Annotated in this window: 12 protein-coding genes; all 12 read left to right on the forward strand. The window is 52.7% G+C overall.

Features of this window, described 5'->3' with window-relative positions:
* Window positions 1-11: 11 nt before the first annotated feature.
* Genes C163_RS06550 through wecB form a run of 12 tightly spaced genes read left to right on the forward strand, consistent with a single transcriptional unit; the run spans window position 12 to window position 13195 of the window.
* Window positions 12-1844 (forward strand): acyltransferase family protein, encoded by a 1833-nt coding sequence (locus C163_RS06550; protein WP_038407978.1) that lies wholly within the window; start codon window positions 12-14, stop codon window positions 1842-1844.
* Entirely contained in the window at window positions 1841-2425 is a 585-nt protein-coding gene (gene wbpD, locus C163_RS06555; protein ID WP_025338112.1) for a UDP-2-acetamido-3-amino-2,3-dideoxy-D-glucuronate N-acetyltransferase, read from the forward strand. Before C163_RS06550 ends, wbpD begins: the two co-directional genes overlap by 4 nt.
* Window positions 2422-3513, forward strand: a complete 1092-nt coding sequence (locus C163_RS26240; protein WP_081742240.1) for a DegT/DnrJ/EryC1/StrS aminotransferase family protein — start codon at window positions 2422-2424, stop codon at window positions 3511-3513. The genes wbpD and C163_RS26240 overlap by 4 nt, the downstream gene beginning before the upstream one ends.
* Window positions 3510-4871, forward strand: a complete 1362-nt coding sequence (locus tag C163_RS06565; protein WP_025338114.1) for an oligosaccharide flippase family protein — start codon at window positions 3510-3512, stop codon at window positions 4869-4871. The genes C163_RS26240 and C163_RS06565 overlap by 4 nt, the downstream gene beginning before the upstream one ends.
* The gene (locus C163_RS06570) at window positions 4871-6052 is read left to right on the forward strand and encodes an O-antigen ligase family protein (protein ID WP_155951607.1); all 1182 of its coding nucleotides are present in this window, start codon (window positions 4871-4873) and stop codon (window positions 6050-6052) included. The genes C163_RS06565 and C163_RS06570 overlap by 1 nt, the downstream gene beginning before the upstream one ends.
* Before the next feature lie 2 nt (window positions 6053-6054).
* Window positions 6055-7278 carry a glycosyltransferase family 4 protein gene (locus tag C163_RS06575; RefSeq protein ID WP_025338116.1) on the forward strand — a complete coding sequence of 408 codons (1224 nt, stop codon included), beginning with the start codon at window positions 6055-6057 and terminating at the stop codon, window positions 7276-7278.
* A gap of 23 nt (window positions 7279-7301) precedes the next feature.
* Window positions 7302-8447 carry an N-acetyl sugar amidotransferase gene (locus tag C163_RS06580; RefSeq protein WP_025338117.1) on the forward strand — a complete coding sequence of 382 codons (1146 nt, stop codon included), beginning with the start codon at window positions 7302-7304 and terminating at the stop codon, window positions 8445-8447.
* Window positions 8444-9058 carry an imidazole glycerol phosphate synthase subunit HisH gene (gene hisH, locus C163_RS06585; RefSeq protein WP_015269323.1) on the forward strand — a complete coding sequence of 205 codons (615 nt, stop codon included), beginning with the start codon at window positions 8444-8446 and terminating at the stop codon, window positions 9056-9058. The genes C163_RS06580 and hisH overlap by 4 nt, the downstream gene beginning before the upstream one ends.
* Before the next feature lie 14 nt (window positions 9059-9072).
* Window positions 9073-9855, forward strand: coding sequence for an AglZ/HisF2 family acetamidino modification protein (locus C163_RS06590; RefSeq protein ID WP_025338118.1), 783 nt, complete (start codon window positions 9073-9075; stop codon window positions 9853-9855).
* 31 nt (window positions 9856-9886) lie between these two features.
* Window positions 9887-10921 carry a polysaccharide biosynthesis protein gene (locus C163_RS06595; protein WP_015269325.1) on the forward strand — a complete coding sequence of 345 codons (1035 nt, stop codon included), beginning with the start codon at window positions 9887-9889 and terminating at the stop codon, window positions 10919-10921.
* A gap of 3 nt (window positions 10922-10924) precedes the next feature.
* Complete coding sequence (locus C163_RS06600; RefSeq protein WP_025338119.1) at window positions 10925-12037, forward strand: NAD-dependent epimerase/dehydratase family protein; 1113 nt, start codon at window positions 10925-10927, stop codon at window positions 12035-12037.
* Window positions 12038-12064: 27 nt separating this feature from the next.
* Window positions 12065-13195: a non-hydrolyzing UDP-N-acetylglucosamine 2-epimerase gene (wecB, locus tag C163_RS06605; RefSeq protein ID WP_025338120.1), complete on the forward strand. Its 1131-nt coding sequence runs from the start codon at window positions 12065-12067 to the stop codon at window positions 13193-13195.
* Window positions 13196-13204: the final 9 nt, after the last annotated feature.

Genomic DNA, 13204 nt, shown 5'->3' on the forward strand with positions numbered 1-13204 from the left:
CGCATAAGGACATGCGGCTGGACGTTCAAGGTTTGCGTGCGGTAGCGGTCCTGGCCGTTCTTGCATACCACATGAATAGCACATGGCTGCCGGCGGGGTTCGTCGGTGTCGATGTGTTTTTCGTCATCTCGGGTTTCATCATTACGGCGCTACTGACGGAGCCGGGGCAGAAGATCCACCTGGCAGCTTTCTACCTGAACCGTATTAAACGCATTGTTCCCGCGTACGCCGTCATGCTGGCGCTTGTCAGCGTGGTGTCGTCAATATTGTTTCTGACTGCGGACTTTGAGTTTTTCCACCAGAGCTTGAAGTCGGCGGCCATCTTTGCCAGCAACCTCTATTTCGCGGATTTTGGTAGTTATTTTGCTCCTCGTGCAGAAGAGCTGCCGCTGTTGCATACCTGGTCGCTCGCGATAGAGATGCAGTTCTATCTGTTCTTCCCCCTCCTGTTGTTGTGTTTGCCACGCTCTTGGCGTCTGCCCGGCCTCTCGCTATTAGCGGCCATTCTGTTCGTGTGGAGCAGCAAGAAAGTGCTGGCGGGCGGGCAGGGCAGTGAGTACTTCTCGCTCCTTGCTCGTGTGCCTGAATTCCTGGTGGGGGGGATAGTGGCCATTGGCCTGCGAAACCGTGAAATACCCGCACCTGTTTCGGCGCTTTTCGGCTTGCTGGGCTTGGGCTTGCTTGCAGCCAGCTTTGTACTGATCGATAAAACTCAATTCCCGGGTTTATGGTCGCTCGCACCCTGCATTGGTACGGCTCTGGTGATCGCGGCGCGGCGGGGGCCGATCAACAACCTCCTGTCCACCCCTGGGTTGGTATGGGTTGGTGGCATTTCCTACTCCCTGTACCTGTGGCATTGGCCGGTCTTGGCGCTCATTCGCTATTACATAGGACAGTACGAACTAAGCGGCCAGTGGCTATCAGTCGCTTTGGTAGCTTCGTTTGCCCTGGCCTGGCTTTCCTATCGATTTGTAGAGCAGCCGGCGCGCAGATTGGTTGGTGTACGACGCTTGGCGCCGAGCTTTGCGCTCGGAGTGGTCGGCATCGCTTTGGTTGCCCTGCTGAGTGCCAGGTACAACCCGCTGATGGTTGGCCCGGTGCCGGTCGAGCAGGCTCGCTATGCAGCACCTGAACTGATTTGCCATGGGCAGCAGGTGGGCGAATGCAAGCGGGGCCTGGCCGGCGCCGTCCCTTCGATTCTGGTAATTGGTGACAGCCACGCCGCTCAGTTGAACTACTTCTTTGATCAGGCCGGCACCGAACAGGGCGTTGCTTATCGCGTCCTTACTGCAAGCAGTTGTGTACCCATCCCGGGCTTCGACGTGGAGCGCCTCCCTGATTACGCCCAACAAGCTTGTCGCTCGCAGATCATCGCGGTGAAACAGGCACTGGTGACAATGGACAAAGTGATCATCGCAGGCATGTGGCAATACCAGATGCCAAGCCCGGCATTTGTAAAAGCGCTTCAGGCGTTCCTGGATGATGCTACAACAGCTCACAAGCAGGTCGTGATCTTGGGGCAGGTGCCCATGTTCCGTTCTGATGTTCAAAGGGTACGCAGGTTCAGGGAGCTTGGGTTACCGGCCACCCTGGCCTTCAATGATGAGTGGCGGGTTGCCAACCAGCAGGTGGAAAGGCTCGCTGCGGGCAGGGCTGGTGTGCACTTTGTGGACTTCTCCAATTCAGGCTTTTTTGCTGACGCACCCTATGAGCATGGAGAGCTTATCTACCAGGATACCCACCATCTGAATGAAATCGGCGCGCGTCGCTACGGGCACTTTGCAGGCGGGCAGCTACAACGGTTGTTCGATCAAACTCAATCCAGCGTGAGTCTCAAGCAATGAATCATTATCAGCACCCCAGTGCAATCGTCGATGAAGGCGCTCAGATTGGCAAAGATTCGCGCGTGTGGCATTTCGTCCATGTGTGTAGCGGCGCTCGGATCGGCGCAGGCGTATCCCTCGGGCAAAATGTATTTGTCGGTAACAAGGTCGTGATCGGTGACCGGTGCAAGATTCAGAACAACGTATCGGTGTATGACAATGTCACGCTGGAGGAAGGCGTGTTCTGCGGACCGAGTATGGTCTTCACCAATGTTTACAACCCGCGCTCGCTTATCGAGCGCAAAGACCAGTACCGGGACACGTTGGTGAAGAAGGGCGCGACACTGGGCGCCAATTGCACAATTGTGTGCGGGGTCACCATTGGCGAGTTCGCCTTCATAGGTGCAGGCGCGGTTGTCAACAAGGATGTGCCGGCGTATGCGCTGATGGTCGGTGTTCCGGCCAGGCAGATTGGCTGGATGAGTGAATTTGGCGAGCAACTGGACCTGCCATTGTCCGGGGAGGGAGTAGTATCGTGTGTGCACAGCGGCGCTACTTATGTATTGGTAGGGAGCGTTCTGCACAAGGAAATTTTGAAATGATCGAATTTATCGACCTAAAAAAACAGCAGGCACGTATCAAAGACAAGCTGGATGACGCCATTCAGCGAGTCCTGAGCCACGGCCAGTATATACTTGGTCCAGAAGTTGCTGAACTTGAAGAGAAGTTAGCTGCGTTCGTTGGGAGCAAATATTGCATTACGTGTGCGAATGGCACTGATGCGCTGCAGATTGCGCTTATGGCACTCGGTGTTGGTCCAGGTGATGAGGTTATTACGCCTGGCTTCACCTACATTGCAACTGCTGAAACTGTTGCGCTATTGGGCGCGAAGCCGGTTTACATTGATGTGGATCCGCGGACCTGTAATATGGATCCGGGCTTGTTGGAAGCTGCCATTACACCACGTACAAAGGCTGTTATTCCCGTCTCGCTGTATGGGCAGTGTGCTGATTATGACGAAATCAATACTATTGCAGCCCGGCATGGTGTAGTGGTGATTGAGGATGCTGCGCAAAGTTTTGGTGCCTCGTATAAAGATCGGCGGTCATGTAATCTGACGCAGATTGCCTGTACCAGCTTCTTCCCGAGTAAACCTTTGGGGTGCTACGGTGATGGCGGTGCATTATTTACCAATGATGATTCGCTGGCAGTAGTTTTGCGACAAATTGCGAGGCATGGTCAAGAGAAACGCTACCACCATATTAGAGTGGGTGTGAACAGTCGGCTTGATACGATGCAGGCAGCTATTTTGTTGCCGAAACTTGAGATATTCCAAGAAGAGCTTGAGTTGCGTCAATCTATCGCCAAGCAGTATGCTCGACATCTCGCTGAGGTAGATGGAGTTACAGTGCCTCTTGTGCATCCGCATAATATAAGTGCTTATGCTCAATATACATTAATTGTTCAAGATAGGCAGCGTCTGCAGAACGGGCTGCGTGAGGCGGGCGTACCATCAGCTATTCATTATCCGATTCCGTTAAATAAACAGCCCGCTGTTGCCGATGCGGCGGTATCTCTGCCTATTGGTGATCATTTGGCGGAGCATGTTATTAGTTTGCCGATGCACCCATATTTGTCCGAGGATGAAATTTCTTGCATAGCCTCGGTAGTAAGGCGCTGCGCTGAATGAAAGTCCCGGTGAAGCTTGATCACTTGTCGAAAGCGACCGGCATATTGATGGGGGGGACGGCCCTGGGGCAGGCTATTCTGCTTCTGGCGCTACCCTTGCTGACACGTTTATATACCCCTGAGCACTTCAATGTGCTCGCGGTATATGTAGCTATTGTCGGGGTTTTTGCGGGTGCTGCTTGCCTTCGCCTGGATGTGGCGATATCCATCCCTGAAACAGCAGATGAAGCAAGGCAGCTGTTGGTGCTCGCAGTAACCTGCGCCAGTATTGTATCGGTTGCTGTTGCAACAGGGGTATGGGCAGTTGGAGAGCTATTCTCAATAGACTATGGTGTTGATCGAGAATTTTTTTCGCTTTTGGTCGGAGCCGGGCTGTTCTCTATCGGGGCGCTGAATGCTTTTCAAGTTTGGTATGTGCGTGAAAAGAAATTCATGAGCATCTCGCTTGTAAAGTTGAGTCAGGCGATACTTTCGGTAATGGTACAGGTCGCATTTGGGCTACTGGAGGGAAAAACGTACGGTCTCCTTCTGGGGTATATAGCCAATAGCGCTGTTGGGGCTTCAGCTTTCGCAATGGGTTTGCTATGGAAGGCTAGTCAAACGGCGCATATAGCGTTAAGCGAGTTGAAAAAGGTTTTCAAGGATTATAGCCGTTTTCCTAAGTATTCGACGCTTGAGTCACTGGCCAATGAAGGCGCATCGCAGGTACCTATCCTGTTAATAGCATTTTTCGTCGGTGGTGCGGAGGCGGGATTTCTGATGCTTGCGGCCCGGGTTCTGCAGGCACCTATAGCGCTGTTGGGTAATGCTGTCTCACAGGTTTTCCTTTCCGAAGCTCCGGAAAAAGAAAGGCAAGGTGTGTTGGGGGAGTTCGCGCTTGAAATGATGGTGCGTCTCGCCAAGGTAGGTGTGGGGCCTTTGATCGCAGCAGGTCTGTTAGCACCTGTACTTTTTCCTGTGGTGTTTGGAAGCCAGTGGCAACGCTCGGGTGAATTGATAAGCTGGATGACGCCATGGTTTATTGCCCAGTTTATGGTGTCCCCCGTCTCGTTAAGTTTACATGTTAAAGGGCGACAAAAGGTAGCATTGGTGCTGCAAGTGTTTGCGCTCGTTTTCCGAGTTGCGGTAGTTGGTGTTTGTGTGTTCGCTTTTTCAGGCTTCGTAGTTGAGGCCTATGCAATTAGCGGCTTTATTGTGTATGTCGTTTATCTTTTGTGTGTGCTTAAGGTTGTGGGGCTTCATCCTCTTAGTCTGCTGATTGCGCTTAAGAGAGCGCTTTTGCCAGTTGTGGCGTTCACGGGAATGGGGCTTTGCGTGCTCTTGGCTTTTGGTTTTCTTCAGGCTAAGGGAATAGTGTGATGCCAGATACTGCGCGACAAGGAATATCTGGTTTGGCCGGCCTGAGTATTCTGGTTATTATACCGTTATATTTTATTTATCAGTCTTTGGCTCAGGCGGGCTTGATTGCACCTGTTTTGAAAGGTTTTTTTACGGCTGGAATGCTTGCCACATCCCCGCTGCTGGTTCTTAGTGCTTTTTCTCAATTCAGAGTATTGGATTTTTTGCAGCGGGGAACGTTTCTAGTTTTTCTTGTCTTCATGTTGATGTTTTTTGCATTGATGGTTTTTTCTGAGTTTTCGGGAGTCGATGCTGATATTGCCTATTACATTCAGCTGAGCTTTATGCGCTTTGTTTATATGTTCTTGCTTGCGTTGGCGCTGGTGCGGATGGGAAGTGTTTTTTCTAGGTTTATATATTATTTTATTGTCGGTTATTCGGTGTTTGTCCTGTTTTCATCATCTGGTGGTTTTGTCAGGCCTCCGGTCTGGCATGGGGCTTATATTTTTGAATTTGACTATCAGCAAGTTGCTTTTTGTTATTTGATTTTGTCGATGGTGTTACTGCCTTCCCTAGGGGCGTATCGTCGATATTTTTATTATTTGATGGTGGTTCCGGCGCTTTATTTAATCGGTGCGCGTTCTGAGTTTTTTGCGTTTTTCTTGTTGATGGTTATTATTGAAACAGTCAGGAACTGGCGGCTTATGGCGCTGGTTTCTGTATTGGTAGTGCTGGCTGGCGTTGCTGCGCTTGCCATGGCAGATGCATCGATTCTGAAAGATTTCAGAATGTTCTCGATATTCTTCGATGGGGCAGACCTGTCCATGGATGCCCGAACGATCTATGCGGCTAATGCGTATGATTTGATAGCCACAAACCCGATCTGGGGTGACTTTGGCTCTCATCCGCCGGGCGAGTACATTCATAACCTATTAGCGGCATGGGTGGACATGGGTATTGTAGGGTTCGTTGTGTACCTGGCGATGCTAATAGTTCCCTTATGCGCACTTGTACTCTTGGGTTTGGATGATTATCAGAAACCTGAATGGTTGCGCGCATTCTGTTTTGTCAGTGTCACGCTGTTTTTGCTGGTGCTCGCCAAAACCTATACCTATGGCTTGGTGCCTATGGTGGTTGCGGTTTATTGTGTTTACCGAAGTGGCGCGACGAGTGAGGCGCTTAAGTCAAGGTTGGATTGGTAACTATGACGCTCAAGATTTTGTACATTGATGGTGATGGTCCGATGGGGGGAGCTTCGAGAAGCTTGTTCGAGGCTGTTTCCCGTTTGGTGGGTTTGGGGGTATCGCCATATTTTCTCGTCTCAGCGGGAACAGCCAGTGATTTTTATAGAAAAGTTTCTAATGAGCTTGTTGAAACAAGAGGGATGAGTAAGTTTGACAATACTCGATATGGCTACTATCGCGGTGTTCGCTGGCTGATTGTTCTGCGGGAAATTTTTCACGCTCCGTTCATGATTTCAGCCTTGCTTCGAGCCAAGCGAAAGTGGGGGACGGTAGATGTCGTGCATGTCAATGAGTTTGTGTACATTCTACCTGCGCTGTTGGCCAAATGGCTCTTCCGAGCGCCCTTGGTTGTACATGTTCGTGCATTGGCGAGGGATCAGCAGGATTCACGGCGCGTGCGGATGTTGAATTGGGTATTCAACAGATATGTCGATAAGGTCGTGGCAATTGATGGTAATGTGAGGAATACATTGGCACCGGATCTGCCTATAGAAATTATCAATAACTCATTCAATACGGTAAGTTCTGGAGAGCCCGCCCCGGAATTTGTCGAGCGTTTGGCTGCGCTTGATAAGCAAAGTTTGAAGGTCGGTTTTGTTGGGAATCTTCATCTCTCAAAGGGGGTTTTGGAGATAGTTGAAGCCGCAGCGCTAATACGAAAAACTGGAAGAAAAATCGATTTTGTCTTGGTGGGTGGTATCACCATTGAGGATAAGGGCTTCAAGGCCTGGCTTTTGTCAAAGCTTGGGTTTGCTCAAAACTTTGGAAGTGAAATAAAGCGATTGATCCATGAGGGGCAGTTGGAAGATACCCTGCATTTGATGGGGCCTACGCTGGATATCAAGTACGTCTATGATCGACTTGATGTTCTTCTGTTTCCATCGCATTTCGATGCGCCTGGGCGTCCAGTTTTTGAGGCGGGATTCTCGAGTGTTCCAAGTATTGTAGCGGCTGAAAACCCGACCCCCGATACATTTGTTCCCAATGAAACGGGTTTGGCAATCCCCGCAAGGAATCCTCGTGCATTAGCTGATGCTATCGCGTATATGTACGACTACCCGCAAGAGCGGGAACGCATGGGGCGGAACGCTCACGAACTGGCCCAGCAGAATTTTATGCCCGATACGAATGCAAAAAAACTACTGAGTGTGTATAAATCAGTCTTGGTCAAGCATCACGACTGATGCGAATGTGGAGATTCTGCTCGATGAGCAAAACGACGGATTATAAGATTTGTACTCGTTGCATCATGGATACCAGTGATCCGAACATTCGTTTCGATGAGCACGGCGTATGCGAGTACTGCGCAAATTTCGACAGTGTTATTAAACCCAATTGGGATACCGGTGCGCGTGGCGAATCGGAACTGATGGCACTTGCAGAAAAAATCAAGCAACACGGTAAAGGCAAGGATTTCGATTGCATTATCGGTTTGAGTGGTGGTCTGGACAGCTCGTATGCCGCCTATATCGCCAAGAATGTCATGGGCCTGAGACCGTTGCTATTCCACGTTGATGCGGGATGGAATACTGACCAGGCCGTGGGCAACATCGAACGTCTGGTCGACGGGCTTGGTCTGGATCTCTATACCGATGTGATCAATTGGGAAGAAATGAAAGACCTGCAGGTGGCCTTCCTGCGCTCGCAGATTTCGGACCAAGACTTGCCGCAGGATGCTGCGTTCTTCTCCTCACTCTACAAGTTTGCGCGAAAGCACAAGATCAAATACGTCTTGACCGGTGGGAATTACTCGACGGAGTGCTGCCGAGAGCCGGAGGAGTGGGGCGGCTATCCGGGTATCGATAAAACGCTGTTCAACGACATTCATGGTCAATTTGGCAAGAGGGCACTGAAGAGCTTCCCTTTGGTTGATATTTTGACTTACAAGGTTTACTACCAGCGCATCCTGGGGATGCAGATTGTAAAACCTCTGAACCTCGTGCCCTATGTCAAAGCTGACGCAGAGGCCACGCTGGAGCGTCTGTTCGGCTGGAAGCGGTTCAAACATAAGCATCATGAGTCCCGCTTCACACGTTTTTACGAAGACTATTGGATGCCGCGCAAGTTCGGTTACGAAAAACGCCGCGCGCATTTTTCCAGCCTGATCATGACAGGTCAGTTGACACGCGAGGCGGCGCTCGAGCGCATTGCCAAGCCTGAGATGGACGAAAACTTCCTTAAGTCCGAGTTCGAGTACGTAGCGCACAAGCTGGACTTGACTGTGCCAGAGCTTCAAGGCATTTTCGAGGGTCAGAACAAGACCTTCCGTGCCTACAAAAACAAGCGTTTCTTGATCGGCATCGGGGCGCGAGTGCTTAGCGCAATCGGATTGGAAAGAAGGCTGTTCAGATGATTACCATCATTGATTACGGCTTGGGCAACATCCAGGCCTTCGTTAACGTCTATCGACGCTTGCACATTCCGGTGGCGGTCGCGCAAACGGCCGCACAGCTGGATGGTGCAACCAAACTGATCCTCCCCGGCGTCGGTGCCTTCGACCATGCGATCGAACGGCTGGATGCCTCGGGCATGCGTCCCACCATCGAGGAGTTGGTACAGCAGCATAAAGTGCCCGTGCTTGGCATTTGCGTGGGTATGCAGATCCTTGCCAACAGCAGTGAAGAAGGGCACCTGGCAGGTCTGGGTTGGGTGCCGGGGCGCGTTCGCTCCTTCAAATCCGTCCCGAATCTCAAGGACCTGCCGTTGCCTCACATGGGTTGGAATGACGTGGCTGCGCTCAACGACAACCCCTTGTTCAAAGGCTTCGAGGAGGAGGCACGGTTCTATTTTCTGCATTCATTCTTCTTTGAGTGCGAACAGGAGCAGCACCGAGCAGCGACGTCATCCTACGGGCTTGAGTTCAGCTGTGCCGTTCAGGCGGGGAACGTCTATGGCGTTCAGTTCCACCCTGAGAAGAGTCACCACTTCGGTGTCGGCTTGCTGAAAAACTTCGCGGAACTGTGAGCGGAAACTGACAAATGCTAAGACCCCGGATCATTCCATGCCTGCTCATCCAAGACGGTGGGCTGGTGAAGACGGTCAAATTCAAGGACCCGAAATACGTCGGAGATCCCATCAATGCGGTGAAGATCTTCAATGAAAAGGAAGCCGATGAACTGATCGTGATTGATATCGACGCCACTGCTCATGGCGTCGAGCCCAACTATATCCAGATCGCCAAGCTTGCAGCCGAGTGCCGCATGCCACTGTGCTACGGCGGGGGGATCCGCACCGCAGAACAAGCCAAGAAGATCATCCAGTTGGGTGTCGAGAAGGTGGCGATCAGTTCAGCCGCGCTCGAAAACCCTCAGCTTGTTACCCAGATTGCCGAGGAGATTGGCAGTCAGAGCGTGGTGGTGGTGTTGGACCACAAGTCGCGCCTGTTGAGCAAGCACCAGGAAGTGTGGACTCACAACGGCACGCGCAACACCAAGCGCAATGTCGTCGAAGTGGCACAAGAGCTGGAAAAGCTTGGCGCAGGGGAGATCGTCCTCAACTCCATCGAGAACGACGGGAAGATGAAGGGCTATGACCTCGATCTGGCCAGCAAGCTGCGTGCTGCCGTACATATCCCAATCACTATCCTGGGCGGCGGTGGCTCGCTCGAAGATATGGCCAGCGTGGTCAAGACATGCGGTGTAGTCGGTGTGGCGGCTGGCAGCTTCTTCGTGTTCAAGGGCGCCTATCGAGCCGTGCTGATCAGCTACCCCAGTGCCCAGCAGAAAGACGACATCATTTATTCCGCTCTACGAGCGCGCTAATTTCCAACCCGCGTTGCAAGGGTCAGATCATATGTTTAAAGGTAAGAAACTTCTCATCACAGGCGGCACCGGGTCTTTCGGCAACGCGGTCCTAAAGCGGTTTCTCGATAGTGACATTGCTGAAGTCCGTATTTTCAGCCGCGATGAGAAGAAACAGGACGACATGCGCAAGCGCTATGACAGTGCCAAGCTGAAGTTCTACATCGGTGATGTCCGCGACTACCAGAGCGTGCTCAATGCCACGCGAGGGGTCGACTACATCTTCCATGCGGCCGCGTTGAAGCAGGTGCCCTCCTGCGAGTTCCACCCGATGGAGGCTGTGAAGACCAACGTCCTCGGCACCGAGAACGTCCTTGAAGCAGCGATCCAGAACGAAGTGCAGCGTGTGGTCTGCCTCAGTACCGACAAGGCGGTATACCCCATCAATGCCATGGGTATTTCCAAAGCCATGATGGAAAAGGTCATGGTGGCCAAGTCGCGTAACCTCGACCAGACCAAGACGGTCATTTGCGGAACGCGCTACGGCAACGTCATGGCATCGCGCGGGTCGGTGATTCCGCTGTTCATCGAGCAGGTTCGCGCAGGCAAGCCATTGTCGATCACAGACCCGAACATGACTCGTTTCATGATGACGCTGGCTGACGCTGTCGATCTGGTTTTGTATGCCTTTGAGCACGGTAACAACGGTGACCTGTTCGTACAGAAAGCACCTGCTGCGACGGTCGAAACCTTGGCCATTGCATTGACCTCACTGCTTGGCAAGCCCGAGCACCCTGTGCAGGTTATCGGTACCCGTCATGGCGAAAAACTATACGAGGCCCTGCTCAGTCGCGAAGAGATGGCCTGTGCCGATGACATGGGCAACTACTTCCGTGTACCGCCAGACCTGCGCGATCTGAACTACAGCAAGTTCGTTGAGCAAGGTGAAGAAAAGATCTCCCGAACTGAAGATTACAATTCGCACAACACCGAACGCCTGGATGTTACAGGCATGCAGGAACTGCTGCTCAAGCTCGAATTCATCCAGGCCATCCAGCGTGGCGAACATGCTACTCCGGAGGAGTGACTGATGAAGGTTCTGGTTACTGGCGGCAATGGCTTTATCGCACGCAACCTGCTGGTTCATCTCAAGGAACGTAAGGACATTGAGGTGAGCCTGTTTGTCCGTGGCGATGACCTGGGCACCTTGAACCGCAAGGTCGCCGAAGCGGATTGCATCTTCCATCTGGCAGGTGTGAATCGCCCCCAGGACCCCGCGGAGTTCGACAGCGGCAATAGCGAACTTACCCAGCAACTGTGTGAGGCGGTCAAGGCTTCCGGCCGCAAGATACCGGTGGTGTATTCGTCATCCGTCCAGGCGGAGCGTGATAACCCATATGGTGTCAGCAAGCTCGCGGCTGAGCGGGCCTTGACGACCTTGGGCCAGCAGAACGAAAGCCCTGTTTACATTTTCCGGCTGCCCAACGTATTCGGGAAATGGGCGCGACCGAACTACAACTCGGCCGTTGCGACCTTCTGCCATAACATTGCTCACGACCTACCCATCCAGATTCACGACGAATCTGCGGCATTGAACCTGGTCTACGTAGACGATGTGGTCAGAAAGTTCCTCGCCATCATGGATGGTGAGGTAGTAAGCAGCGGCCTGGTGGATGTCGAGCCAGTTTACAGCACTACCGTAGGCGAACTGGCCGAGCAGGTACGCCGCTTCCGTGCCAGCCGCTCTACGCTGGTTACCGAGAACGTGGGTGTGGGCCTGGTCAGGGCGTTGTACTCCACGTACTTGAGCTACCTGCCGCCTGCAGCATTCACCTATGAAGTGCCCAAGTACGGCGACCCGCGTGGCGTTTTCGTGGAAATGCTGAAAACCCCCGAAGCCGGGCAGTTTTCCTTCTTCACCGCGCACCCGGGCATCACTCGTGGCGGTCATTATCATCACTCGAAAACCGAGAAGTTTCTGGTCATCAAAGGCAAGGCCAACTTCCGCTTCCGTCAGGTAGTGACAGGCGAGTTTTACGAGCTGCAGACCAGCGGTGAATCACCGACCATTGTCGAGACGGTACCAGGCTGGACCCACGACATCACCAATATCGGTGATGACGAGATGATCGTCATGCTTTGGGCCAATGAAATCTTTGACCGTGAACACCCGGACACCTATGCACTGCCGGTTTGCCCTTGAGCCGGCTGGCCCAGGAATGAGAATTGTATGAAAAAGCTCAAAATCGTTACCGTTGTTGGAACACGCCCAGAAATCATTCGCTTGTCCCGGGTCTTGAGTGCGCTCGATGAACACTGTGAACATGTGCTGGTGCACACCGGGCAGAATTACGACTACGAACTGAACGAGATCTTTTTCCAGGATCTTGGCATTCGCAAGCCGGATCACTTTCTGAACGCTGCCGGCGCTTCCGGCGCCGAAACCATCGGTAATGTGATTATTGCAGTGGACCGCGTGCTGGCCGAGGTGAATCCCGAGGCCTTGCTGGTACTGGGCGACACCAACAGCTGCATGGCTGTGATCTCGGCCAAGCGTCGCAAGATCCCTACCTTCCACATGGAAGCTGGCAACCGCTGTTTCGACATGCGCGTGCCCGAAGAGATCAACCGCCGTATCGTGGATCACACTGCTGACATCAACCTTACCTACAGCACCATCGCGCGTGACTACCTGTTACGCGAAGGATTGCCAGCCGATCGCGTGATCAAGACCGGCAGCCCTATGTTCGAAGTGCTCAACCATTACCGCGACGGCATAGAGGTGTCCGATGTGCTTGAGCGGCTTGGGCTTGAGGCGGGTAAGTTCTTTGTGGTCAGCGCGCACCGCGAAGAGAATATCGATTCCGACAAAAACTTCCTCAAGTTGGTCGACACACTCAATACCGTTGCCGAACAATTCGATTTGCCGGTTATTGTTTCTACCCACCCTCGCACCCAAAAGCGCGTCGATGCGATGGGGGTTACTTTCCATGCCAATGTACGCTTGCTGAAGCCCCTGGGTTTCAAGGACTACAACAAGCTGCAGCTCACCTCCAAGGCGGTGCTGTCCGATAGCGGCACCATCAACGAAGAGGCATCGATCCTCAACTTCCCAGCCTTGAACATCCGCGAGGCTCATGAGCGCCCGGAAGGCATGGAAGAAGCGGCTGCGATGATGGTCGGGCTTGAGGCCGAGCGGGTCATGCAGGGGCTGAGCATTCTCGAAAGTCAATTGCGCGGCGAGCAGCGCAGCCTGCGATTGGTGGCTGACTACAGCATGCCGAACGTTTCGGACAAGGTGGTGCGCATCGTTCACAGCTACACCGACTACGTTAACCGCACAGTATGGAAACGGTACTGAACCAGTGGA

The sequence above is a fragment of the Pseudomonas sp. FGI182 genome (genome assembly GCF_000511325.1).
GTDB classification, from domain to species: domain Bacteria; phylum Pseudomonadota; class Gammaproteobacteria; order Pseudomonadales; family Pseudomonadaceae; genus Aquipseudomonas; species Aquipseudomonas putida_Z.

Excerpts from the sequence above, each read along its gene's own strand:
- C163_RS06565 (WP_025338114.1), top strand. The coding sequence starts at position 3,510 with ATGAAAGTCCCGGTGAAGCTTGATCACTTGTCGAAAGCGACCGGCATA.
- wecB (WP_025338120.1), top strand. The coding sequence starts at position 12,065 with ATGAAAAAGCTCAAAATCGTTACCGTTGTTGGAACACGCCCAGAAATC.
- C163_RS26240 (WP_081742240.1), top strand. The coding sequence starts at position 2,422 with ATGATCGAATTTATCGACCTAAAAAAACAGCAGGCACGTATCAAAGAC.
- C163_RS06570 (WP_155951607.1), top strand. The coding sequence starts at position 4,871 with ATGCCAGATACTGCGCGACAAGGAATATCTGGTTTGGCCGGCCTGAGT.
- wbpD (WP_025338112.1), top strand. The coding sequence starts at position 1,841 with ATGAATCATTATCAGCACCCCAGTGCAATCGTCGATGAAGGCGCTCAG.
- C163_RS06575 (WP_025338116.1), top strand. The coding sequence starts at position 6,055 with ATGACGCTCAAGATTTTGTACATTGATGGTGATGGTCCGATGGGGGGA.
- C163_RS06590 (WP_025338118.1), top strand. The coding sequence starts at position 9,073 with ATGCTAAGACCCCGGATCATTCCATGCCTGCTCATCCAAGACGGTGGG.
- C163_RS06580 (WP_025338117.1), top strand. The coding sequence starts at position 7,302 with ATGAGCAAAACGACGGATTATAAGATTTGTACTCGTTGCATCATGGAT.
- C163_RS06595 (WP_015269325.1), top strand. The coding sequence starts at position 9,887 with ATGTTTAAAGGTAAGAAACTTCTCATCACAGGCGGCACCGGGTCTTTC.
- C163_RS06550 (WP_038407978.1), top strand. The coding sequence starts at position 12 with ATGCGGCTGGACGTTCAAGGTTTGCGTGCGGTAGCGGTCCTGGCCGTT.
- C163_RS06600 (WP_025338119.1), top strand. The coding sequence starts at position 10,925 with ATGAAGGTTCTGGTTACTGGCGGCAATGGCTTTATCGCACGCAACCTG.
- hisH (WP_015269323.1), top strand. The coding sequence starts at position 8,444 with ATGATTACCATCATTGATTACGGCTTGGGCAACATCCAGGCCTTCGTT.